General features: G+C 73.1%; 20 protein-coding genes and 1 riboswitch. Of the genes, 5 read left to right on the top strand and 15 right to left on the bottom strand.

The features are described 5' to 3' along the window. Positions 1 to 9: 9 nt before the first annotated feature. The 7 genes from ABZU91_RS26815 to ABZU91_RS26785 all read right to left on the bottom strand — a co-directional run bounded on the left by ABZU91_RS26815 (position 10) and on the right by ABZU91_RS26785 (position 6,618). Complete coding sequence (locus ABZU91_RS26815) at positions 10 to 795, bottom strand: hypothetical protein (protein ID WP_355245970.1); 786 nt, start codon at positions 793 to 795, stop codon at positions 10 to 12. A 23-nt stretch (positions 796 to 818) separates the two neighbouring features. After that, positions 819 to 1,691 carry a PspA/IM30 family protein gene (locus tag ABZU91_RS26810; RefSeq protein ID WP_355245967.1) on the bottom strand — a complete coding sequence of 291 codons (873 nt, stop codon included), beginning with the start codon at positions 1,689 to 1,691 and terminating at the stop codon, positions 819 to 821. Positions 1,692 to 1,893: 202 nt separating this feature from the next. Further along, entirely contained in the window at positions 1,894 to 2,355 is a 462-nt protein-coding gene (locus ABZU91_RS26805; RefSeq protein ID WP_355245964.1) for a helix-turn-helix transcriptional regulator, read from the bottom strand. 153 nt (positions 2,356 to 2,508) lie between these two features. Next, complete coding sequence (locus ABZU91_RS26800) at positions 2,509 to 3,120, bottom strand: CinA family protein (protein ID WP_355246002.1); 612 nt, start codon at positions 3,118 to 3,120, stop codon at positions 2,509 to 2,511. Between the two features lie 306 nt (positions 3,121 to 3,426). Then, the gene (pgsA, locus tag ABZU91_RS26795; protein WP_355245961.1) at positions 3,427 to 4,020 is read right to left on the bottom strand and encodes a CDP-diacylglycerol--glycerol-3-phosphate 3-phosphatidyltransferase; all 594 of its coding nucleotides are present in this window, start codon (positions 4,018 to 4,020) and stop codon (positions 3,427 to 3,429) included. A gap of 77 nt (positions 4,021 to 4,097) precedes the next feature. Further along, positions 4,098 to 5,606, bottom strand: coding sequence for a 30S ribosomal protein S12 methylthiotransferase RimO (gene rimO, locus ABZU91_RS26790; protein ID WP_355245958.1), 1,509 nt, complete (start codon positions 5,604 to 5,606; stop codon positions 4,098 to 4,100). Between the two features lie 88 nt (positions 5,607 to 5,694). Continuing rightward, positions 5,695 to 6,618: an ornithine cyclodeaminase family protein gene (locus tag ABZU91_RS26785; protein WP_355245956.1), complete on the bottom strand. Its 924-nt coding sequence runs from the start codon at positions 6,616 to 6,618 to the stop codon at positions 5,695 to 5,697. Positions 6,619 to 6,713: 95 nt separating this feature from the next. Beyond that, a riboswitch (guanidine-III (ykkC-III) riboswitch) is annotated at positions 6,714 to 6,782 on the top strand. A gap of 35 nt (positions 6,783 to 6,817) precedes the next feature. Between ABZU91_RS26785 and ABZU91_RS26780 the strand changes: the two genes are divergently transcribed. Further along, on the top strand, positions 6,818 to 7,132 hold the full coding sequence (locus tag ABZU91_RS26780; protein ID WP_355245999.1) for an SMR family transporter: 315 nt from the start codon (positions 6,818 to 6,820) through the stop codon (positions 7,130 to 7,132). Positions 7,133 to 7,161: 29 nt separating this feature from the next. Here ABZU91_RS26780 and ABZU91_RS26775 read toward each other — a convergent pair whose 3' ends face one another. Further along, positions 7,162 to 9,615, bottom strand: coding sequence for a DNA translocase FtsK 4TM domain-containing protein (locus tag ABZU91_RS26775; protein WP_355245953.1), 2,454 nt, complete (start codon positions 9,613 to 9,615; stop codon positions 7,162 to 7,164). A gap of 113 nt (positions 9,616 to 9,728) precedes the next feature. Here ABZU91_RS26775 and ABZU91_RS26770 point away from each other — a divergent pair, with 113 nt between their 5' ends. Both ABZU91_RS26770 and ABZU91_RS26765 read left to right on the top strand, forming a co-directional pair. After that, a complete protein-coding gene (locus ABZU91_RS26770; RefSeq protein WP_355245951.1) occupies positions 9,729 to 10,199 on the top strand; it encodes a YbjN domain-containing protein in 471 nt (156 codons plus the stop codon). After that, on the top strand, positions 10,196 to 11,782 hold the full coding sequence (locus ABZU91_RS26765; protein WP_355245948.1) for a YbjN domain-containing protein: 1,587 nt from the start codon (positions 10,196 to 10,198) through the stop codon (positions 11,780 to 11,782). The genes ABZU91_RS26770 and ABZU91_RS26765 overlap by 4 nt, the downstream gene beginning before the upstream one ends. Positions 11,783 to 11,828: 46 nt before the next feature. On the opposite strand, the gene ABZU91_RS26760 is transcribed toward ABZU91_RS26765, so the two are convergent. The 5 genes from ABZU91_RS26760 to ABZU91_RS26740 all read right to left on the bottom strand — a co-directional run bounded on the left by ABZU91_RS26760 (position 11,829) and on the right by ABZU91_RS26740 (position 17,232). Beyond that, positions 11,829 to 13,517, bottom strand: a complete 1,689-nt coding sequence (locus tag ABZU91_RS26760) for a ribonuclease J (RefSeq protein WP_355245945.1) — start codon at positions 13,515 to 13,517, stop codon at positions 11,829 to 11,831. A 52-nt stretch (positions 13,518 to 13,569) separates the two neighbouring features. Beyond that, positions 13,570 to 14,496 carry a 4-hydroxy-tetrahydrodipicolinate synthase gene (gene dapA, locus ABZU91_RS26755; protein WP_355245942.1) on the bottom strand — a complete coding sequence of 309 codons (927 nt, stop codon included), beginning with the start codon at positions 14,494 to 14,496 and terminating at the stop codon, positions 13,570 to 13,572. 47 nt (positions 14,497 to 14,543) lie between these two features. Next, on the bottom strand, positions 14,544 to 15,284 hold the full coding sequence (thyX, locus tag ABZU91_RS26750; protein ID WP_355245997.1) for an FAD-dependent thymidylate synthase: 741 nt from the start codon (positions 15,282 to 15,284) through the stop codon (positions 14,544 to 14,546). A gap of 132 nt (positions 15,285 to 15,416) precedes the next feature. Beyond that, a complete protein-coding gene (locus ABZU91_RS26745) occupies positions 15,417 to 15,938 on the bottom strand; it encodes a DUF2752 domain-containing protein (protein WP_355245994.1) in 522 nt (173 codons plus the stop codon). Positions 15,939 to 16,002: 64 nt separating this feature from the next. Further along, positions 16,003 to 17,232, bottom strand: a complete 1,230-nt coding sequence (locus ABZU91_RS26740; protein ID WP_355245939.1) for a crosslink repair DNA glycosylase YcaQ family protein — start codon at positions 17,230 to 17,232, stop codon at positions 16,003 to 16,005. 80 nt (positions 17,233 to 17,312) lie between these two features. Between ABZU91_RS26740 and ABZU91_RS26735 the strand changes: the two genes are divergently transcribed. Next, complete coding sequence (locus tag ABZU91_RS26735) at positions 17,313 to 17,864, top strand: GNAT family N-acetyltransferase (RefSeq protein ID WP_355245936.1); 552 nt, start codon at positions 17,313 to 17,315, stop codon at positions 17,862 to 17,864. Here ABZU91_RS26735 and ABZU91_RS26730 read toward each other — a convergent pair. Further along, positions 17,763 to 19,037 (bottom strand): glycosyltransferase 87 family protein, encoded by a 1,275-nt coding sequence (locus ABZU91_RS26730; RefSeq protein ID WP_355245934.1) that lies wholly within the window; start codon positions 19,035 to 19,037, stop codon positions 17,763 to 17,765. The genes ABZU91_RS26735 and ABZU91_RS26730 overlap by 102 nt on opposite strands. 36 nt (positions 19,038 to 19,073) lie before the next feature. Between ABZU91_RS26730 and ABZU91_RS26725 the strand changes: the two genes are divergently transcribed. Continuing rightward, a complete protein-coding gene (locus ABZU91_RS26725; protein ID WP_355245932.1) occupies positions 19,074 to 19,649 on the top strand; it encodes a GNAT family N-acetyltransferase in 576 nt (191 codons plus the stop codon). Between the two features lie 37 nt (positions 19,650 to 19,686). Here the strand turns inward: ABZU91_RS26725 and ABZU91_RS26720 are convergent, their stop codons facing one another. Further along, positions 19,687 to 20,571: a carbohydrate ABC transporter permease gene (locus ABZU91_RS26720; protein ID WP_355245929.1), complete on the bottom strand. Its 885-nt coding sequence runs from the start codon at positions 20,569 to 20,571 to the stop codon at positions 19,687 to 19,689. Position 20,572 lies beyond the last annotated feature (1 nt).

Raw genomic sequence — 20,572 nt, 5'->3', positions numbered from 1 at the left:
GGCGCGCGCTCAGCGGGTGGGCGCGCGCAGGCCGGCACCGCCGGCACGCAGCTCGGCAAGGGCCGAGGCCACGCCGTGCAGCAGGTCGGTGGCCTCGGTGAGCCGATCGGCGGCCGGGTGGGTGGGCTCCGGGCGGGCGTCCTCGGCGAGGTAACCGGCGGCGGCGACCACCAGCCGCTCGTAGGCCGCCACCCCGCTCTCCAACTGCGCGGTCAGCGCGGCGTGCGCGTCGGCCAGCGGTGCCCGGGCGTCGGTCGGCGCGAGCCGCAGCGCCCGTTCGACGCTGGCCACCCGGTCGGCGAGATCCCGCAGCGACCGGTCGGCGGCAGCGGCCTCCAGCACGGCCGGCTCGGCCAGCCCGGTGAGCCGGGGCGCCATTCCGGCCAGGGTGAGCGAGGCGCGGTCCAGCCGCGCCCACTGCTGCCCGGCGGTGGTGCCACGCAGGGCGACCCGGCTGCGCACCCGACGTACCTCGGCCAGGACGCCCGAGCCGACCGGCAGTCGCTCGACGGCGGCCACCAGCCGGGCCCGGGACCGGGCGGCGGCCTCGGCCGGGTCCAGCGCCGGGGGCGCGGGCCGGGCGGCCAACGCCCGCAGGTCGATCCAGCGCCAGGCGGCCAACGCCACCGCGCTGCCCGCGGCGCCGGCCCAGGCCGCGTCCGGCAGACCGAGCCCGGCGTACGGAGTCAGCACCGCCGCGGCCCCGCCGAGCCCACCGGCCAGTACGCTCCACCGCCGGGCGGACCGGCGCAGCCGACCCAGCCGACGGAAGTACCGCGTCCGCTCGTCTGCCACGAAGACCTCCTCGGACCGCTGGTTCAGCCGGCGGCGGTCGGGTCGCCGGTGCCCCGCTCGCGGGCCATGCTGGCGCGCAACTCGTCCAGCCGGGCGGCGGCGGCCGGGTCGCTGCCCGGGCCCGCCTTCTCGGCCTGCGGGACCGCCGGGCGCTGCGCGGTGCCGCCGAGCTGCTCCCCCGCCATGCTGGAACGGATCTGCTCCAGCCGGGCCGAGCCGGCCGAGTCGATGGTCGCCTTCTGGATCTCCAGCATCCGGCCCTCGACGGAGTTGCCGGCCAGCTCGGCGCGGCCCATCGCGTTGGCGTACCGCCGCTCGATGCGGTCCCGTACCTCGTCCAGGGACGGCGTCGTGCCGGGGGCTGTCATGGTCGACATCGACTCCAACGAGCGGGCCACGGTCTCCTGCATCTTGGCCTGCTCGAGCTGGCTGAGCAGCTTGGTGCGCTCGGCGAGCTTCTGCTGGAGGATCATCGAGTTGTTCTCGACGGCGCGGCGGGCCTGCGCGGCCGCGCCGAGCGCCTGGTCGTGCAGGGTCTTCAGGTCCTCGGTGGCCTGCTCGGCGGAGACCAGCTGGGTGGCCAGGGCCTGGGCGGACTGTTCGAACCGCGTCGCCTCGGCCTCGTCGCCCTTGGCCCGGGCCTGGTCGGACAGCACCAGGGCCTGCCGGGCGTTGCCCTGGAGCCGCTCGACCTCGGACATCTGCCGGGACAGCTTCATCTCCAGCTGACGCTGGTTGCCGATGACGGCCGCAGCCTGCTGGACCAGCGCCTGGTGCTGCCGCTGGGCATCCTCGATGGCCTGCTGGATCTGCACCTTGGGATCGGCGTGCTCGTCGATCTTCGCACCGAAGAGCGCCATCAGGTAGTTCCAACCCTTGACGAACGGGTTCGCCATCTCCGCGGTATCCCCTCAGTAGCGTCACTCCACCACGGTCGGGCCGGATTGCGCCGACCGACCGCGACCCGGCCGGTCTCCATCGTCCCAGCCGAACGCCAGCGGGGCGTCCGTACCGGGCGCTCGACGGGCACCGTCGGCTCCTGCGGGCAACCCTACGCGGCGGGAGCCACCTCGCCCATGGTCATCCGCCGGACGGAGCTCAGGCCGCGCAGACCACGTCCCGGTCGCGCTCGGTGGGACGGACCCGCGTGCTGCGCAGCGTCGCCCGCAGCGGGGACTCCTGTCGGACCGACACGGCGACCTTGCCGTCGGAGGTGACCTGCCGGACACCCCGGTTGGCGGCCTTGCGGACGGCGGCCGGCGCGCCGACGGGCGCCGCCTCGGCCGGCTCGTCCTGCATGCCGACGAGCACTCCGGCGGGCATCTGTTCGACGAGCGCCACGGTGTCGCTCACTTCGCGCAGGAGTTCGGAGAGGCGGGCGCCGAGCGCGTCGCAGATCGCCGCGAGCAGCTCACTGGACGGCTCCTTGTGCCCCCGCTCGATCTCCGAGAGGTAACCGAGGCTGACATTGGCGGCGGTGGACACCTCACGCAGTGTGCGCTGCTGTCCCTGCCGGCGCGCCCGCAGTGCGTCACCGATCACCCGGCGTAGCAGGACCATCGCACCTCCCCCTGAGGGATACCTCACGCCCGCCGTCGGGAAGCCGGCCGCGGCGGACCGCGCCGACTCCGAGCGTCGGAGCCTTCCCGCAACCGTACCCGCTGCGCGCCCCGGCGACATCCCACCCCGCCCGTCGGATCGTGGAGGGCGGGCTCACCGACGCCCCGCGCCAGCCGTCCCCGCGCCGTCCCGGGCGGCGTGGCCCTTCGTCTCCGCGCCGTCCGGGGTGTTCCCGCCGGCCGTCTCCAGGCCCTCGACCGCAGCCTCGTCGGCGGCGTGGATGTGTTCGGCGAGCAGCCGCAGCGCCTCGATCACGGCGGCCGAGCGTACGCGGTCCCGCCCGCCGTCGAGGTCGAGCTGGCGGACCTCGGCGCCGGTCGGGCCGGCGACCGCCACGTAGACCAGGCCGACGGGCTTGCCGTCCTGCGGCTCGGGGCCGGCGACCCCGGTGGTGGCGAGCCCCCAGTCCGCTCCGCAGCGCTGCCGACCGCCCTCGGCGAGTGCCGCCGCCACATCGGGGTCGACCGGTCCGCGTGCGGCCAGCAGATCGCCCGGTACGCCGGCCAGCGTGGCCTTCAGCTCGGTGGCGTAGACGACCAGCCCACCCCGGTAGATCGCGCTGACCCCGGCGATCTCCACGATCGACGCGGCCAGCAGCCCGCCGGTGAGCGACTCGACGGTGGCCAGGGTCTCGTGCCGCTGGGACAGGCCGTGCACGACCCCCGCCGCGGCGCTACCCGTCGCGTTCTCTTCCCGCTGCACGATCCCGTCCTTCCCCACCAACCAACCCCCAACCCTCCCGGCCAAACCCCGTCCCAGCCACCCCTCCCGGGCCGAACCCCGTCCCAGCCAACCCTCCCGGCCAAACCCCGTCCCGGCCAACCCTCCCGGGCCGAACCCCGTCCCGGCCAACCCTCCCGGGCCGAACCCCGTCGATCATGAAGTTATTGCCCCGACACGCCGGCCCGAGCGGCAATAACTTCATGATCACCGCCCAGTGGCGGGCGGGGTGGGGCCGGGGGGTGTGGCCGGGGGGTGGGGGTGGGGCCGGGGGTGGGGCCGGCGCGGGCGTCAGGGGCGGGGGCGGCGCAGGCGGAGGGCCTGGAGGATGTAGTCGAAGCCCGTTGCCACCGTGACCAGGACGGCGGCGCCCATGATCCAGGGACCGACGGCGACGAGGGCGTCCGGCATCGGCCAGAGGTACCAGGCGATGGCCAGGATCTGGAGCGCCGTCTTGACCTTGCCGCCACGGCTGGCCGCGATCACGCCGTGTCGGATCACCCAGAACCGCAGGCCGGTGATGCCCAGCTCGCGGACGAGAATCAGCGCCGTCACCCACCAGGGCAGCCGGTCGTACCAGGAGAGCAGCACCAGGGCCGCGCCCGTGAGCGCCTTGTCGGCGATCGGGTCGGCCACCTTGCCGACCGAGGTGACCAGCCCGAACCGCCGGGCGATCCAGCCGTCCACCAGGTCGGTCGCCGAGGCCACCGCGAAGATCAGGCAGGCCGCCATCCGCCAACCCGCGTGGGTCATCCCCGAAACGATCACGGACGCGGCGAAGACCGGAACCAGCACCAGCCGCAGGGCGGTCAGCGCGTTGGCGGCGTTGAGGACGGGCACCCGCGCGACCACCCGGGCCGGCGTCGACTCGGTCGCCCCGGTCATCGTCTCGCTCCGCTCGGGTCGGGTTGGCGTTCCCGGCACCGCACCACCTGGCTCCCCCGCTCCGTCCGGGCCCACCGTCACCGTGTCGCGCCGGGCGCCGCCGAGATCATCTCATCCGGCACCGCGAGCAGATCCACCCCTTCGGTGCCGGTCACCGTGGCCCGTACCAGGTCACCCGGGCGCAACGCGGCCAGGTCGACCCCGCCGTCGGCCGGCGCGACCAGGGTCGTCGATCCGTCCACCTCCGGTGCCTGGTGCGCGGCCCGGCCCTCGACAACGCCGTCGACGATCGCGTCGACGAGCACCTCGACGGTCGAACCGAGCCGGTCCTCGGCCCGCTGGGAGCAGAGCTCGTCGGCGAGCGCGCTCAGCCGGTCGTAGCGCCGCTTGATCGTCGCGGCGGAGACCTTGCCGGGCAGGCCGGCGGCTTCCGTCCCGTCCTCGTCGCTGTAGTCGAACATGCCGATCGCGTCGAGTCGGGCCTCGGTCAGGAACCTGGTCAGCTCGTCGATGTCGGCGCGGGTTTCGCCGGGGAAGCCGACGATGAAGTTGCTCCGCGCGCCCGCCTCCGGTGCCAGCGCCCGGGCACTCGCCAGGAGCTCCAGGAACCGGTCGGTGGAGCCGAAACGCCGCATCCGGCGCAACACCGGCTCGCTGGAGTGCTGGAACGACAGGTCGAAGTACGGTGCCACCCCGCGCGTGCCGGCGATCGCCTCGACCAGACCGGGCCGCGTCTCGGCCGGCTGGAGGTAGCTCACCCGCACCCGGACGATGCCGGACACCGCGGCGAGCTGCGGCAGCAGCTTCTCCAACGCGCGGGGGTCGCCGAGGTCCTTGCCGTACGAGGTGGAGTTCTCGCTGACCAGCACCAGCTCCCGTACGCCGGTCTTGGCCAGCCACTCGGCCTCGGCGAGCAGCTCGTCCGGCGTACGCGAGACGAAGGCCCCACGGAACGCGGGAATGGCACAGAACGCACAGCGGCGGTCGCAGCCGCTGGCGAGCTTCAGCGAGGCGACCGGGCCGGTGTCCAGCCGGCGGCGCAGCACCTGGCGCAGGTGCGCCGGGGTGTGCTCGTCGGTGTCGACGGCGGTGCGCGCCACGGTGCCGTGCCCGGGCAGGGAGACGGTGGCGCTCTGGCGCTGCACCGGGGTGAGCGGCAGCAGCTCGCGGCGGTCCCGCGGGGTGTGCGCGGTGACCTGCTCCCCGGCGACGACGGCGTTCAGCCGGGCCGCGATGTCCGGGTAGTCGTCGAAGCTCAGCACCGCCTGCGCCTCGGGCAGGCTGTCGGCCAGCTCCCGGCCGTACCGCTCGGCCATGCAGCCGGCGGCCACGACCTTGGCTCCCGTGCCGGCGGCGGCGAGCAGGGTCTGGATCGAGTCCTGCTTGGCCTTCTCCACGAAGCCGCAGGTGTTGACGACCACCACGTCGGCACCCTCGCCGTCGGTGCTCACCTGCCAGCCGTCGGCGTGCAGCCGGGCGGCCAGCTCCTCCGAGTCGACCTCGTTGCGGGCGCAGCCCAGGGTGAGCAGGGCGACGCGACGGCCCTCGGCGTTGTCAGAGGGAGAAGGAGAGGTGGCAGACACCATCCGAGGGTACCGGGCCGCCCCGGGTAGCCCACGCACGCGGGCACGCCGGTCGGCCGGATCACTACGCGCGAGCCCGGACATCAGACGGTCAGCGGGTCACGGCGGTCGCTCGGGTCAGCGCCTCGAGCAGGAAGACCTCCGTGCCGGCCAGGCCCGTGCAGCAGAAGACGGAGACCTGGTCCGCCGTGCTCCGGCCCGGGACCGCACCCGCCAGGATGCCGCCCAGGTCCCGCAACCGTCCGGTGTACGGGGGCAGGGCCGCGAGCATCGGCGGCTGGTAGTCCGCCGCCTGGGCCGGTGAGTCGGTGACCAACAGGTCGGCGGCGTCCAGCAGGTCGGTGCCGAACTCGCTGCGGTTGACCTGCTTGAAACCGACCGTGTTGACGTGCGTGCCGGGGCTCACGTCGGCGGCGCGCAGCACGGGCGTGGGGCTGGTGGTGGCGAGCACCACGACGTCCCGCCCGGTGACGGCCGCTCCGGGGTCGGCTACCGCGCGGGCCGGGACGCCCAGCTCGGCGCGTACCCGGGCGGCGAACGTGTCCCTGCGCGCCGCCGAACGGCTGTGCACCACCACCTCGCGCAGCGGGCGGACGGCCGCGGTGGCCCACACCTGGGTCCACGCCTGCCGCCCGGAGCCGAGCACGCCCAGGGTCGCCGCGTCCGGCCGGGCCAGCGCGTCGACCGCGACGCCGCCCAGTCCACCGGTACGACGGGAGCCCAGCTCCTCGCCGACGGCGACGGCCCGGACCGCGCCGGTGTCGGCATCGTGCAGCACGACGAGCTGCTCGCCCCGGGGGTGGCCGAACGTGTCGTACGAGCGGTAGCCGTACCAGCTTCCGACCAGGTGCCCGGCGGTGAGCACCATGCGCCCTCCGGCGAGCGGGGCGGCGGCCCGGGGTGGGGCGACCAACCGCCCCTCGTACGCGGCCACCAGGGCGGCCCGCATGGCGTCGACGGTGGTGGCGGCGTCCAGGGCGGCGGCGACCTCGGGGTCGGCATAGAGCAGGGCCATGCCCGCCATACTGCAAGTTGAAGCGAAGTAGAGGTCAATGCGTGGTGGCGGGAGTCACCGCCCGGGGCCGCCGACCGGTGCTAGCGTCGGCCCCGGTGGCGCCCGACGCGGTGGCCACTCCGGACGAGCGGTGGGCGTACCCGGTCAGGCCAAGACGCCCCGGTCATGTGCAGACACGACTCGTCCCGTGAGGTGAATGATGGCCTGGCTCGTACTGGTGATCTCCGGACTGCTCGAGACGGCCTGGGCGATCGCCCTGGACCGCAGCGCCGGCTTCAGCAAGCTGCTGCCGTCGGTGGTGTTCGTGCTGGCCCTGGTGCTGAGTATGGGCGGCCTGGCGTACGCGCTGCGCGACATCCCGGTCGGCACCGGTTACGCGGTCTGGGTCGGCATCGGCGCGGTGGGCACCGCGCTGGTCTCGATGGTGGCGTTCGGCGAGTCGACGAGTCTGCCCCGGATCTTCTGCCTGCTGCTGGTGGTCGCGGGTGTCGTCGGTCTGAAGATCTTCCATTGACGGTCAGGCGTGCCGAGCGCCCACAGTGGTCAGTCCACGTCGCCGCGCAGACCACCCAGGACGTCCTCCAGCTCGTCCGGCTTGACCAGCACGTCGCGCGCCTTCGACCCCTCGGACGGCCCGACCACGCCACGGGTCTCCATGAGATCCATGAGCCGGCCCGCCTTCGCGAAACCGACCCGCAGTTTGCGTTGGAGCATCGAGGTCGAGCCGAACTGTGAGGTGACCACCAGCTCCACCGCCTGCACCAGCAGGTCGAGGTCGTCGCCGATGTCCTCGTCGATCTTCTTCTTGTTGTCCTGGGCGGGGGCCAGCACGTCCTTACGGAACTCCGGCTCACGCTGGTCCTTGCAGAACTTCACCACGTCGGCGATCTCGCGCTCGGTGACCCAGGCGCCCTGGATGCGGACCGGCTTCGAGGCGCCCATCGGCAGGAAGAGCCCGTCACCACGGCCGAGCAGCTTCTCCGCGCCCGGCTGGTCCAGGATGACCCGCGAGTCCGCGAGGGACGACGTGGCGAACGCCAGCCGGGACGGCACGTTCGCCTTGATCAGACCGGTCACCACGTCGACCGACGGACGTTGGGTGGCCAGCACCAGGTGGATACCGGCGGCCCGGGCCAGCTGGGTGATCCGGACGACCGAGTCCTCCACGTCACGCGGGGCGACCATCATCAGGTCGGCCAGCTCGTCCACGATCACCAGCAGGTACGGATACGGGCGCATCTCCCGCTCGCTGCCCGGCGGGGCCTTGATCTCGCCGTTGCGGACCTTGCGGTTGAAGTCGTCGATGTGCCGGACCCCGTTGGCCGCGAGGTCGTCGTAGCGCATGTCCATCTCGCGGACGACCCAGTCCAGCGAGTCGGCCGCCTTCTTGGCGTTCGTGACGATCGGCGTGACCAGGTGCGGGATGCCCTCGTAGCCGGTCATCTCGACCCGCTTCGGGTCGATCAGCAGCAGCCGTACCTCGTCCGGGGTCGCGCGGGTCAGGACGGACACCAACAAGGTATTGAGGCAGCTCGATTTGCCGGCTCCGGTGGCGCCGGCGATCAGGATGTGGGGCATCTTGGCGAGGTTGGCCACCACGAAGCCGCCCTCGATGTCCTTGCCCAGCGCCACCACCATCGGGTGGTGGTCGCTCGTCGCCGCCCGCGAGCGCAGCACGTCGCCGAGGGCCACGTTCTCCGGGTCGGTGTTCGGGATCTCCACGCCGACCGCGCTCTTGCCCGGGATCGGGCTGAGAATCCGTACGTCCGGCGACTTCACCGCGTACGCGATGTTGCGGGAGAGCTGGGTGATCCGCTCGACCTTGACGCCGTGACCCAGCTCCACCTCGTAGCGGGTGACCGTCGGGCCACGGGTGAAGCCGGTGACGGCGGCGTCCACGTCGAACTGGTCGAACACGCCGGTCAGCGCGGCGATCACCTCGTCGTTGGCCTTGCTGCGGGTCTTCGCGGCGGCACCGGCGCTGAGCATGTTGGCTGGCGGGAGGGTGTAGTCGCCGGCCAGCCCGGTCAACGCGAGCTGCTCGGCGCGGGTGGGTGCCGGCGAGTGCTCGGGCGGCTCGGCCGGCTTGCGGCTGGCCGGGACCTTCGCCGGCGCCTTGCGCGGGAGGACCATGGTCTCCTGGAGGTCGGCGCCCTCCAGGTCGTCGAAGTCGTCCGGGTCGATCGGTGGCGGCATCCGCTTCGCCGGCCGCTTGCGCGCGGGCCGCGCCGCCGGCTCGTCGGCCTCCTCGGCCGCCTCCGGGGACGCGACGAGCCCGCCGGCGAGCAGGCCGAGCCGCTCGGGGATCTTGTTGATCGGCGTCGCGGTGACCACCAGCAGGCCGAAGAGCAGGAGCAGGACCAGCAGGGGTACGGCCACCCAGGCGGTGACCGCCCGTTCCAGCAACCCGCCCACACCGGCGCCGACCAGACCGCCGGCGAAGTCACGCTCCACGGTGTCGACCGGGTCCTGACCGATCTGGAGCAGCGCGGCGGTCGACACCAGCAGCGAACCCCACCCGATCAGCCCGCGGCCCCGGTGCTCCGGGTCGGCCGGCTGGCGCATGAGCCGCCACGCCCCGATCATCAGCAGCACCGGCACCACGACGGAGATCGCCCCGAGGAACAGCCGGACCGTGTCGGCCAGGCGTGCGCCCACCGGACCCGCGCCGGAGAACCACAGGGCGACGGCGCTGAGCAGGGCCATCCCGAACAGCAGCAGCCCGGCCCCGTCGCGGCGGTGCTCCGGGTCCAGGTCACGGGCGGAGGCGGCCTGCCGGCCGGCGGCCCGCACCGCCCAGCCCATACCGTGGGCCACCCCCATCCACAGTGCACCGACAGCGCGGCCAACGTAGACGGCGGGGCCCGGACGGGCGGGCGTGGTGCGACGCCGTACCGGTGCCCGGGTCTTCTTCGCCGGTTGACGGGCACGGCTGTTGGTGCCACCGCGCGGCGACGCGCCGCGTCGCCGGCTCGCCTGAGAGGTACGGCCCGCCATAGAGTCACGGTAACGGTGGGGCCGGGCAGATCGCCGCTTTTCCGGGTCGTGTCCGCGCGTCGCAGCACGGACCCCACCGCCGGTCGTGATATCCGCCTCAGAAGGGATGCCCGATGGCGTCGCCGGGACTCGAGGACGATCCGCTGGCCGGGCACCCGGGTGCGTTACGCCCGCTGACCGGCGAACTGGTCGCGGCGGTGCTCGCCGCGCGCGGCCGGCCGGTCGGCCGCGCACCCGATGGTGACCTCGTGGGCCGCTTCGACGACAACCTGATCTGGTTCCTGCGCCTCGGCGCGTCCGGCGAGATGCTCCAGGTCCGGACGATGGTCGCGCCCACCTTCGGGATCGAGCAGGTGCCCGCCCTGTACGCCTTCTGCAACGCGTGGAACCACGACCGGCTCTGGCCCAAGGCGTTCGTGCACGTCGACGACGCCGGTCGGGCCCGTGTGCACGGCGAGGTGATCACCGACCTGGAACGCGGCGTCACGCCGCACCAGCTCGACCACCTGCTCGACTGTGGCATCACGACCGGCTGCCAGCTCGCCGTCGCCGTCGGTCGGCTGCCCGGCGCGGTGCCGGCATGACCGTGCACCGCGATCCGGCGCTGTCGAACGCGCTCGCCGACGCACGGGACCTACCCGACGGTCCGGACCGGCTGCTCGTCCTCGAACGCCTCGCCGAGCGGGCCGACGCCGCCGGGGACCTCCGGTCCGCTCTGGACGCCCGGTTCGCGCTCATCGAGGCGTACCTGCTGCACGGCGAGCGGTGGCGTCTGGTCGAACCGGTACGCCGGTGCCGCGCCGCCGCCGACTACCGGCCCGAGCTGCTCACCGACGAGGAGGGCCAGCTCCTGCTGCGCCTTCAGCGGTTCGCCGTCGAGGCGCTGCTCGGCACTCCCCGGGTGGGCCTGGACCAGACCCGGTCCCTCCTGGACGACCTGGCCCACCGGGTCGGGGCGGACGGTCCCGACGCGCCGACCGTCGCCGAACTACGGTGCCGGGTGGCCGACCACCTGGGCGACGAACCCACCGCCCGGCACTGGTACCAGCGGTGGGCCGGCACGACCGGCGGGCCGTCCGGTGGGTGTCCGGGCTGCGCCCCGGCCCGTCGTGCGGAGCTGCTCGCCGGCTGGGGTGAGTGGCGGGCCGCGCTGGCCGAGCTGGCCGAGGCCGCCGACGACGCGGCGGACTGCACGGACCAGCCCGAGCGGGCGCTCGTGGCCGGGCTGCTGCCCGAGCTGCGCCTCGGCGAGCCGGAACGGGCTGCTGCGGCGCACGTCCGGGCGTACCGGCGGCACCGGCACGAACGGGGGGCGTTCCCGTACCTCGCCGCGCACCTGCGGTTCTGCGCCCTGGGCGGTCACCTGGACCGCGGACTGGCCATCCTGGCCGAGCAGCTGCCCCGACTGGACCAGCCCACCGACGACCTCGCCGCGATGGAGTTCGCCGCCGCCGGCGCGCTGGTCTGTGCGCTGGCCGTCGAGGCCGGTCTCGGCGTACGCAGGGTGCCCCGACCGGCCTACGGCGGGCGACCGGCCACCGACCTGGACGTCGCCACCCTCGGTGCCCTCCTGCTCGCGATCGCCAACGAGTTGGCCGGCAGCTTCGACGCCCGGAACGGCTCCGGACACCACCTGGGCCGGGTGGCCGCCTGGCTGGCCGAACGCCCCACGGCGGCTCCGGTGCCCCTGCCCACGGACGACGAGCCCACCGACGACGAGCCCACCGACGACGAGCCCACCGACGACGACACCGACGGGCACGAACTGGCGACGCTGACCATCGACATGATCACCGCCGCGTTGGACCGACGCGGGGACGGGTACGTCGTCGACGAGGGCGCCACGGTGGTCGGCCGGTGGGGCGAGGTGGTGATCCAGTTCCGGCGGACCGGCGAACGCGGTGAGGTGCTGCACGCCCGCGCCATGGCCGCCCGCCGGCTCCCGGCCACCCGTCGCGCCGAGGTGTACGCCTTCTGCAACGCCTGGAACCACGACCGGCTGCTGCCCAAGGCGTACGCGCACGACCTCGGCGCGGAGCTGTTGCTGGCCGGTGACGTGGCCACCGACCTGGCGTACGGGGTCGCCCCTGAGCAGGTCACGGTGCTTGTCGACGCTGCCATCGCCACCGGCGTCGCCTACGCCGAGGCGGTCGCCGCGCTGCCCTGATCGCCGGCCCACCCCGCTGGGGTGGACCGGCGTCAGCGCGACGGGCTCAGACCTCGACGACGGTGGGCACGATCATGGGCCGCCGCCGGTACGCGTCGTTGACCCACCGCCCCACGGTCCGGCGGACGATCTGCTGGAGCTGGTGCGGGTCGGTGATGCCGTCCGAGGCGGCCCGGTTCAGCGCCTCGGTGACCAGGGGGATCACCGGGTTGAACGCCTCCGGGTCCTCGGAGAAGCCCTTCGCGGACAGCGTGGGACCGGCAACCACCTTGCCGGTGACCGAGTCGACGACAACGGTGGTGGCGATGAACCCGCCGTCACCGAGGATGCGCCGCTCGGTGAGCAGCGACTCGCTGACGTCGCCGACGGCGAGGCCGTCGACGTAGACGTACCGGCTCTTCACGTGCCCGACGAGGCTGGCGCGGCCCTCGACCAGGTCGACCACGTCGCCGTCCTCGCAGATCACCACCCGGTCGGCGGCGACCCCGGATTCGATGCCGAGCCGGGCGTGGGCGCGCAGGTGACGCCACTCGCCGTGTACGGGCATCAGGTTGCTGGGCCGGACCACGTTGAGCAGGTAGAGCAGTTCCCCGGCGGGGGCGTGCCCGGAGACGTGCACCTTGGCCACGTCCTTGTGCACGACCACCGCGCCGGCCCGGGCGAGCCGGTTGATCACCCGGTAGACCGAGGTCTCGTTGCCCGGCACCAGCGACGACGCCAGCACGACGGTGTCGCCGGGGGCGATGGTGATGTGCCGGTGGTCGCCGCTGGCCATCCGGCCCAGCGCGCTCATCGGCTCACCCTGGGAACCGGTGGACATCAGCACGATCTCATCCGGCGGCAGCGTGGTCGCCTCGTCGATGCTGATGACCAGCCCGGCCGGGATGTTGAGCAGGCCCAGGTCACGGGCGATGCCCATGTTGCGGACCATGGACCGGCCGATCAGGGCGACCTTGCGGCCGTGCTCCGCGGCGGAGTCGAAGACCTGCTGCACGCGGTGCACGTGCGAGGCGAACGAGGCCACGATGATCCGGCCCTTGGCCTTCGCGAAGATCGAGTCGAGTACCGGCCCGATTTCCCGCTCCGGGGTGACGAAGCCGGGGATCTCCGCGTTGGTCGAGTCGGACAGCAGCAGGTCGACGCCCTCGGCGCCGAGCCGCGCGAAGCCGGCCAGGTCGGTGATCCGACCGTCCAGCGGAAGCTGGTCCATCTTGAAGTCGCCGGTGTGCAGGACCAGGCCGGCCGGGGTACGGATGGCCACCGCCAGGGCGTCCGGGATCGAGTGGTTGACCGCGAAGAACTCGCACTCGAACGGCCCGAGCCGCTCCCGGCCACCCTCGCGCACGGTCAGCGTGTACGGCTGGATGCGCCGCTCGGCCAGCTTCGCCTCGACCAGGGCGAGGGTGAACTGGGAGCCGACCAGCGGGATGTCGGGCTTGTGGGCCAGCAGGTACGGCACCGCGCCGATGTGGTCCTCGTGGCCGTGGGTGAGCACGATCGCCTGTACGTCGGCCAGCCGGTCCAGGATCGGCCCGAAGTCGGGCAGGATCAGGTCCACGCCCGGCTGCTCGACGTCGGGGAAGAGCACCCCGCAGTCGACGATCAGCAACTTGCCGTCGTACTCGAAGACGGTCATGTTCCGGCCGATGGCGCCGAGCCCGCCGAGCGGGATGATCCGCAGGCCACCTTCCGGCAGCGGCGGGGGTAGTTCCGCCTCGATGTGCGCCTCGGTCACGCGTCCACCTCAATCTGGGACGCCGTCACCCGGTGCCCGTCGTGTCGTTCGATCATTTGGGTAGCTCCAGGCCCGCTGCGGCGAAGTCCGCGCGCAGCTGGGCGATCTCGTCGTCGGTGGCATCCACGAGCGGGGGTCGCACCGGGCCGGCCGGCAGGCCCAGCGATGCCAGGCCGGCCTTCACCAGGATGGTGCCCTGGGTACGGAAGATACCGGTGAACAGCGGCAGCAATCGCCGGTGCAGGGCCAGCGCGGTGGGCATGTCCCCCGTGTCGTACGCCTCGATCATCTGTGCGGTCAGCGCCCCGGTGAAGTGCGTGGAGGTGCCGACCACGCCCACACATCCGACGGCCAACGCCGGCAGGGTGAGCGCGTCCTCGCCGCTGTAGTAGGCGAGGCCGGTCCGGCTGGTCACCCAGCTGGTGGCGATCAGATCGCCCTTGGCGTCCTTGACCGCGACGATGCGGCCGTGGTCGGCGAGCCGGACCAGGGTCTCGGTGTCGATCGGCACGCCGGAGCGGTGCGGGATGTCGTACAGCATCACCGGCAGTCCGCTGGCGTCGGCCACGGCGGTGAAGTGCCGCAGCAGACCGCTCTGCGGCGGCTTGTTGTAGTACGGGGTGACCACCAACAGGCCGTGCGCACCGGCCTTCTCGGCGGCGGCGGCCAGCTCGATGGTGTGCCGGGTGTCGTTGGTGCCGACACCGGCCACGACCCGGGCCCGGTCACCGACAGCCTCGACCACCGTCCGGATCAGGCGTTCCTTCTCCGCGTCGGTGGTGGTCGGCGACTCACCGGTGGTGCCGTTGACCACCAGCGCGTCGTTGCCCTGTTCGTCGACCAGGTGGCTCGCCAGTCGGGCGGCGCCGTCGAGGTCGAGTGAGCCGTCGGGGGTGAACGGGCTCACCATGGCCGTGAGCACCCGCCCGAAGGGGCGGGACACCGGCCGGGCTGCGGCGTCGGGGTGGTCCTGCGTCATACCCTCCAACCTAGCGGACGACCAGCCGGAGCCCGCCGGGGAAGGGCTCAGGACGCCTCGTGCGGGCTGGCGGCCACCTCGGTGCCGTCCGCAAGCGTGGAGATCACGAAGTCGGCGAACACGTTCGGGGCGACTCCCTGGAGCTGACGCAGGCACTCCACGGCCAGCTCGCGGATCTCCACGTCGGCGTGCTCGGTGGCCCGCATCGCGACGAAGTGCCGCCAGGCCCGGTAGTTACCGGAGACCACGATCCGGGTCTCGGTGGCGTTCGGCAGCACCGCGCGCGCGGCCTGCCGGGCCTGCTTGCGGCGCAGCGTCGGGTTCGGCTCGTCGGAGAAACGCTGTTCCAGACCCTCCAACAACTCGGTGTACGCCCGCACGCTCGCCTCGGCGGCCTCGACGAACTTCTTGTGCAGCTCCGGGTCGTCGGCGATGACCGCCGGCTCGACCATTGCCGCGTCCCGCTCCGGGACGTACCGCTGGGAGAGCTGCGAGTACGAGAAGTGCCGGTGCCGGATCAGCTCGTGGGTGAAGGAGCGGGACACCCCGGTGAAGTAGAAGGTGACCGAGCCGTGCTCCAGCACGCTCAGGTGACCCACCTCGAGGATGTGCGCGAGGTAGCCGGCGTTGGTGGCCGTCGCGGGGTTCGGCTTCTTCCACGACTGGTAGCAGGCCCGACCGGCGAACTCGGCGAGCGCCTGGCCGCCCTCGGCGTCGGTCGACCACGGCACGTCGTCCGGGGCCGCGAACTGGGTCCACGCGATCAACTTGACCTGGGGCTGCACCATCTCCGGCATTCCTGGGACTGTAGTGGCCGGCGGCCCCTTGCCGAATCACCGGGGGCCGTTGGTGTTCAAGATCTCGACAGCCGTGCCGGAGCTCCGCCGATCCCTGGGTCTCCCTCGGACGAAGCGGCGCGGTCAGACGTAGAGCGAGGTGAAGGGCGCCCAGGGCAGGTTACGTATCACCGTGAACGCCAGCCATGCGCCCATGAAGCCGCCGATCACCTTGGGGCTGATCCGCAGCTCGGGCAGCCGCCAGCCGAACGCCTGGTTGCCTGCCCACGCCACGAAGAGGTACGCCAGGAAGGGCAGCGAGAAGACGAACAGGAAGTGGTGTCGGGCGGCGGCCGGCAGATCGGCGTGCAGCACGTACCAGAGCGCTCGGGTGCCGCCGCAGCCCGGACAGTCGAACCCGGTGGTCAGCTTGAGGATGCAGGTGGGCGCGGCGTCCGGGTCGGCGTGGGTCGGGTTGCTCAGCAGGGCGTAGGCCATGCCGAGCCCGACGCAGCCGACCGCGGCCAGTGGGACGGCCCAGCGCGGCGAACGCTCGTGGATCCGCAGGACGAGACGGGTCAGACGGTCGGGCTCGGGCGCCGGATAGTGGTAACCACCGGGCGGGCCTGCCGGCCAGCCGTTCTGGTCGGCGCCGGCGGTGGGCACCGTCTGGACGGCACCGGCGGCGGGCGGTGACTGGTCGACCGGTCCGGGAGCGCTCGTCACGCGTTCACGGTACACCCGACACGCTCGCCAGGGTGGCCGTGAGCGGACCGGCCAGGTCACCGGCGGTGGGTGGCGCGACCGCGTCCAGCCCGAGCCAGCCGGCGAGCCGGTACAACTCGGCGGCCAGCGCCACGGCGGTCTCCCCCGCGTCGGCACCGGGCTCGAGCCAGGCGGCCGGCACCAGCAGCACCCCGGCCTTGCGGTCGGCCTTCAGGTCGACCCGAGCGGTGAACCGGTCGCCCTGGAGGAACGGCAGCACGTAGTAGCCGTACACCCGCTGCGGGGCCGGTACGTAGATCTCGATCCGGTAGCTGAAGTCGAACAGCCGCTCGGTGCGGGCACGTTCCCAGATCAGCGGGTCGAACGGGCTGACCAGTGTGCTGCCCCGAACCCATCGGGGCAGCCGGGCGGACGCGTGCAGCCACGCCGGCTGCCGCCAGCCCGCGACGGTGACCGGCACCAGCTCACCGGCCTCGGCCAGCTCGGCGACCGCCTGGCGAGCGCCCGCGACCGGCAGCCGGAAGTAGTCGCGAAGCTCCGGTTCGGCGGCCACCCCGAGCGACCGCGCCGCCAGGGCCACGAGACCGCGGTACGCCTCGGCGTCGGCCGGTGTGGGCGCGGCCAGCACGGACGCCGGGAGCACCCGCTCGGGCAGGTCGTACCGGCGGGCGAACGAGGTGCTCCGCTCGGCGGCGGTCACCTCGCCAGCCCAGAACAGGTACTCCAGCGCCTGCTTGACCGCCGACCAGTTCCACCCCCAGTTGCCGGTCTGCCGGGGCGCGTCGTGCTCGATCTCGGCGGCGGTCAACGGGCCCCGGGCGGCCACCTCGTCGCGTACCCAGGCCACCAGGTCCGGCTGCTCCTGGGCGATGCGCCGCATGCCGCCCCAGGCCTCGCTGTGTGCCCGGGCCATCCGCCAGCGCAGCAGCGGGTGCAACCCGACCGGCACGAGGGACGCCTCGTGGCCCCAGTACTCGAACAGGTCGCGCGGACGGCGGTAGGCGGCCTGGTCGAGCAGGGTCGTCGGGTACGGGCCGAGCCGGCTGTAGAGCGGCAGGTAGTGCGCCCGTTGCAGCACGTTGACCGAGTCCATCTGGATCAGGGCGACCCGGTCGAGGACACGGCGCAGGTGCCGGCGGGTGGGCACGCCGGTCGGCGGCGGGTCGGCGAAGCCCTGGGCGGCGAGCGCCACCCGCCGGGCCTGGGCGAGCGAGAGTGATTCCGGTGCGGCCATCGTCGGCGACGATAAATCATCGGTACGACGCCGGTGCGGGAAGCTGGACTCCGACCGTCATCGGGGCATAGAACGGTGCAATGCTGACCATCCGCCGGGAGGAGCCGGACGACGCCGAGGCGATCGCCCGGGTGCACGTGCACGGCTGGCAGTCGGGTTACGCCGGTGTCATGCCGGACGAGGTGCTCGGGCGGCTCAACGTGTCGGCCTGGGCGCAGCGCCGTCGGGACGTGGGCACCGCCGACCCGGAGCACCCGTTCACCACTCTCCTCGGCGAGGTCGACGGACTGGCCGTCGGCTTCACGACGTTCGGGCCGTACCGCCGCAACCAGGACCGTGACGACCTGGACCCGAGCGTGGGCGAGCTGCTGGCGCTCTACGTCGAGCCGGCGTTCTGGGGCGACGGGACGGCCACCGCGCTGCTCGCGGCCGCCCGTGCCGGGCTCAGTGAGCGGGGCTGGACCGGCTACCGGCTGTGGGTGCTGGCCGACAACGGGCGGGCCCGCCGGTTCTACGAACGGGCCGGCCTGTCACCGGACGGTGAGCGGTCGACCTACCAGGTGCCGCTCGCCGGCGGGCGCGGGCCGGTCGGGCTCGTCGAGGTGCGGTACGCCGGACGCCTCGACGAGTGACCCGCCCGGCGTCAGCCACCGGCGGACCGGCAGGAAGGCCAACAGGGCCAGACTGATCCAGACGTACGCGTTGCTGCCCAGGAAGCCGTCGACGCCGGTGAAGTCCTTCTCCCAGAACCAGACGGTCCGGCTGATCAGCAGGACGTACCCGATGATCGCGGCGGTCAGCAGGACGCGCCGACGGCGGCCGGCCGGCGCGGCCATCGCGTTGTCGACCAGCAGGATCAGCGCGGGCAGCAGCCAGACCAGGTGGTGCACCCAGGTGACCGGGCTGACCAGGCACATCACCGCGCCGGTCAGGGCCAGGCCGGTCGCCTCGTCGCCGGCCGCCACGGCCGAGCGGGACCGCCAGACCCAGAGCGCCAGGGTGCCGAGCACCAGCAGCAGCCAGAGCAGGGTGCTCGGGTGCTGCGGGTCGAGGCGGGCGACCACCCCGCGCAGCGACTGGTTGGAGACGAACGCCAGTTCGCCGACCCGCCCGGTGTTCCACAGCGCCTCGGTCCAGAACTCCCGGGAGGCGTCCGGGAAGAGCGCACCGGCCAGCACGGACACTCCGGCGGCCGCGCCGCTTGCGGTGAACGCCGCCCGCCACCGCCCGGTGACGAGCAGGTAGACGATGAAGATGCCCGGGGTCAGCTTGATCGCGGTGGCCAGGCCGATGCCCACGCCGGCCCAGCGGTTGCCGGCCGGCAGCAGCCACAGCAGGTCCACCGCGACCAGGAAGAGCAGCAGGGTGTTGACCTGACCGAAGTTGATCGTCTCGCGCATCGGCTCGAACGCGGCGGCGAGGCAGAGGGCGACGGCGAGAGCGAACCAGCGGGTCCACCCGGCCCGCCGGGCGATCGGGTCGACGAACCACCAGATCAGCACCGTGGTGGTGGCCACGCTGGCGAGCACGCTCACCACGATCGCGGCCGTCCACGGCAGGTACGCCATCGGGAGCATGACCAGCGCGGCGAACGGCGGGTAGGTGAAGCCGTACTGGGTGCCGGGCTTGAGGTAGTCGTAGATCTCGCCGCCGTCGTGCACCCACCACGTCAACGCGCCGTAGTAGACCTTCAGGTCGAAGAAGCCGTGCCGTACCGCGGCGACGGCGAGGAACGCGGCGACCGCCGCGGCGAGCACCACCACCCCGACGACCTGCGCGGTCGTCCTGCTGGCACCCTGCGCCACCGTCGCCTCCCTGGCCCTTGAGTAGGCTTCCGTCCCATGGCTCTCGGGTACGTCCGCCCGGCGCGTCCCGAGGACGCCGGCGAGATCGCACGCATCCAGCTCGCGACCTGGCGGGTCGCGTACCGCCGGATCCTGCCCCGGCACGTGCTCGACAACCTGGACGAGGCGTTCCTCGCCCGGCGGTGGAGCGCCGCGGTGCTGGAGCCGCCCTCGGGCGCGCACCGGGTGCTGGTCGCCGTCGAACAGGCCGAGCAATCGTATCTGGTGGGGTTCGCCGCCTCCGGTCCGGCCGACGGCGAGGCGCTCGCGCCGGGTGAGCCGGCCGACGCGCTCGGCCCGGACGTGGCGGCGGTGACCGACCTGCTGGTCGAGCCGCGCTGGGGTCGGCGCGGGCACGGCAGCCGGCTGCTCGCCGCGACCGTCGACCTGTGGCGCGAGGACGGGCTGGGTCGGGCGGTGGCCTGGGCGTTCGACGGCGACGAGGCGACCCGCAAGTTCCTCACCAGCACCGGTTGGGAGCCCGACGGCGCGGCTCGGGCGCTGGACGTCGACGACATGCTGGTGCCTCAGGTGCGCCTGCACGTGGCCGTACCGGCCGAGAAGAGCGAGTGAACCGGTGCGGCGGCTCAGGGCCGCCGCACCGGCACGGTCAGCCCTTGTCCGAACCGTCGTTGGCGTCGCGGACGAAGTAGCGCTGGAACACCACGAAGATGATCGCCACCGGGATGGTGGCGAGCAGCGCCGCGCCCAGTTTGAGCGGGTACTGGGTGCCGCTGCCCAGTGAGCCGCTGACCAGGTCGGCGAGGCCGCGCGGCAGGGTGAACAGGTCCGGGTCCTGCACCGACACGAGGCTGTGCGGGAACTCGTTCCAGGAGCCCTGGAACGACAGGATGGTCAGGGTGATCAGCGCCGGTTTCGCCATCGGCAGCACCACCGACCAGAAGGTGCGGAAGATGCTCGCCCCGTCGATGCGGGCGGCCTCCTCGACGCTCACCGGGATCGACTCGAAGAACTGCTTCATGATGAACACGCCCGCCGCGTCGGCCAGCAGCGGCACCACGAGGCCGGCGTAGCTGTTGTAGATGCCGAGCTGGTTGAGCACCAGGAACTTCGGGATGAGCAGGACCACTCCGGGGACGGCCATCACCGCGATGACCGCCGCGAACAGGCCGCCGCGCCCGCGGAACCGCAGCCGGGCCAGGGCGTACCCGGCGAGCGAGTCGAAGAACACCCGCCCCGCGGTGACCAGCACGGTCACCAGCAGCGAGTTGCCCAGCCAGAGGGGGAAGTTGGTGCCCGCGAAGATCCGCTCGAAGCCGGCCAGGGTGAGGGGGTCCGGGAACGGCGAGAGCGGGTTGGCCGCCGCGTCGGGCTCGGTCTTGAGCGAGCTGGCGATCTGGATGACGAACGGGTAGAGGAACACCAACCCGAAGAACACCAGCGTCGCGTACCCCAGAAGGCGGGTGGCCAGTGTGCGGGCGCCGCGTCGGTCGCCGCGCGCGGGCCTCGCCGGGCGGTCGGTGAGCACGGCCATC

This window comes from Micromonospora sp. NPDC005174 (assembly GCF_040608495.1).
In the GTDB taxonomy this organism is placed as follows: Bacteria; Actinomycetota; Actinomycetes; order Mycobacteriales; family Micromonosporaceae; genus Micromonospora.
The sequence above is the reverse complement of the archived record's forward strand: the minus strand, read 5'-3'. Positions and strand labels throughout refer to the sequence as shown.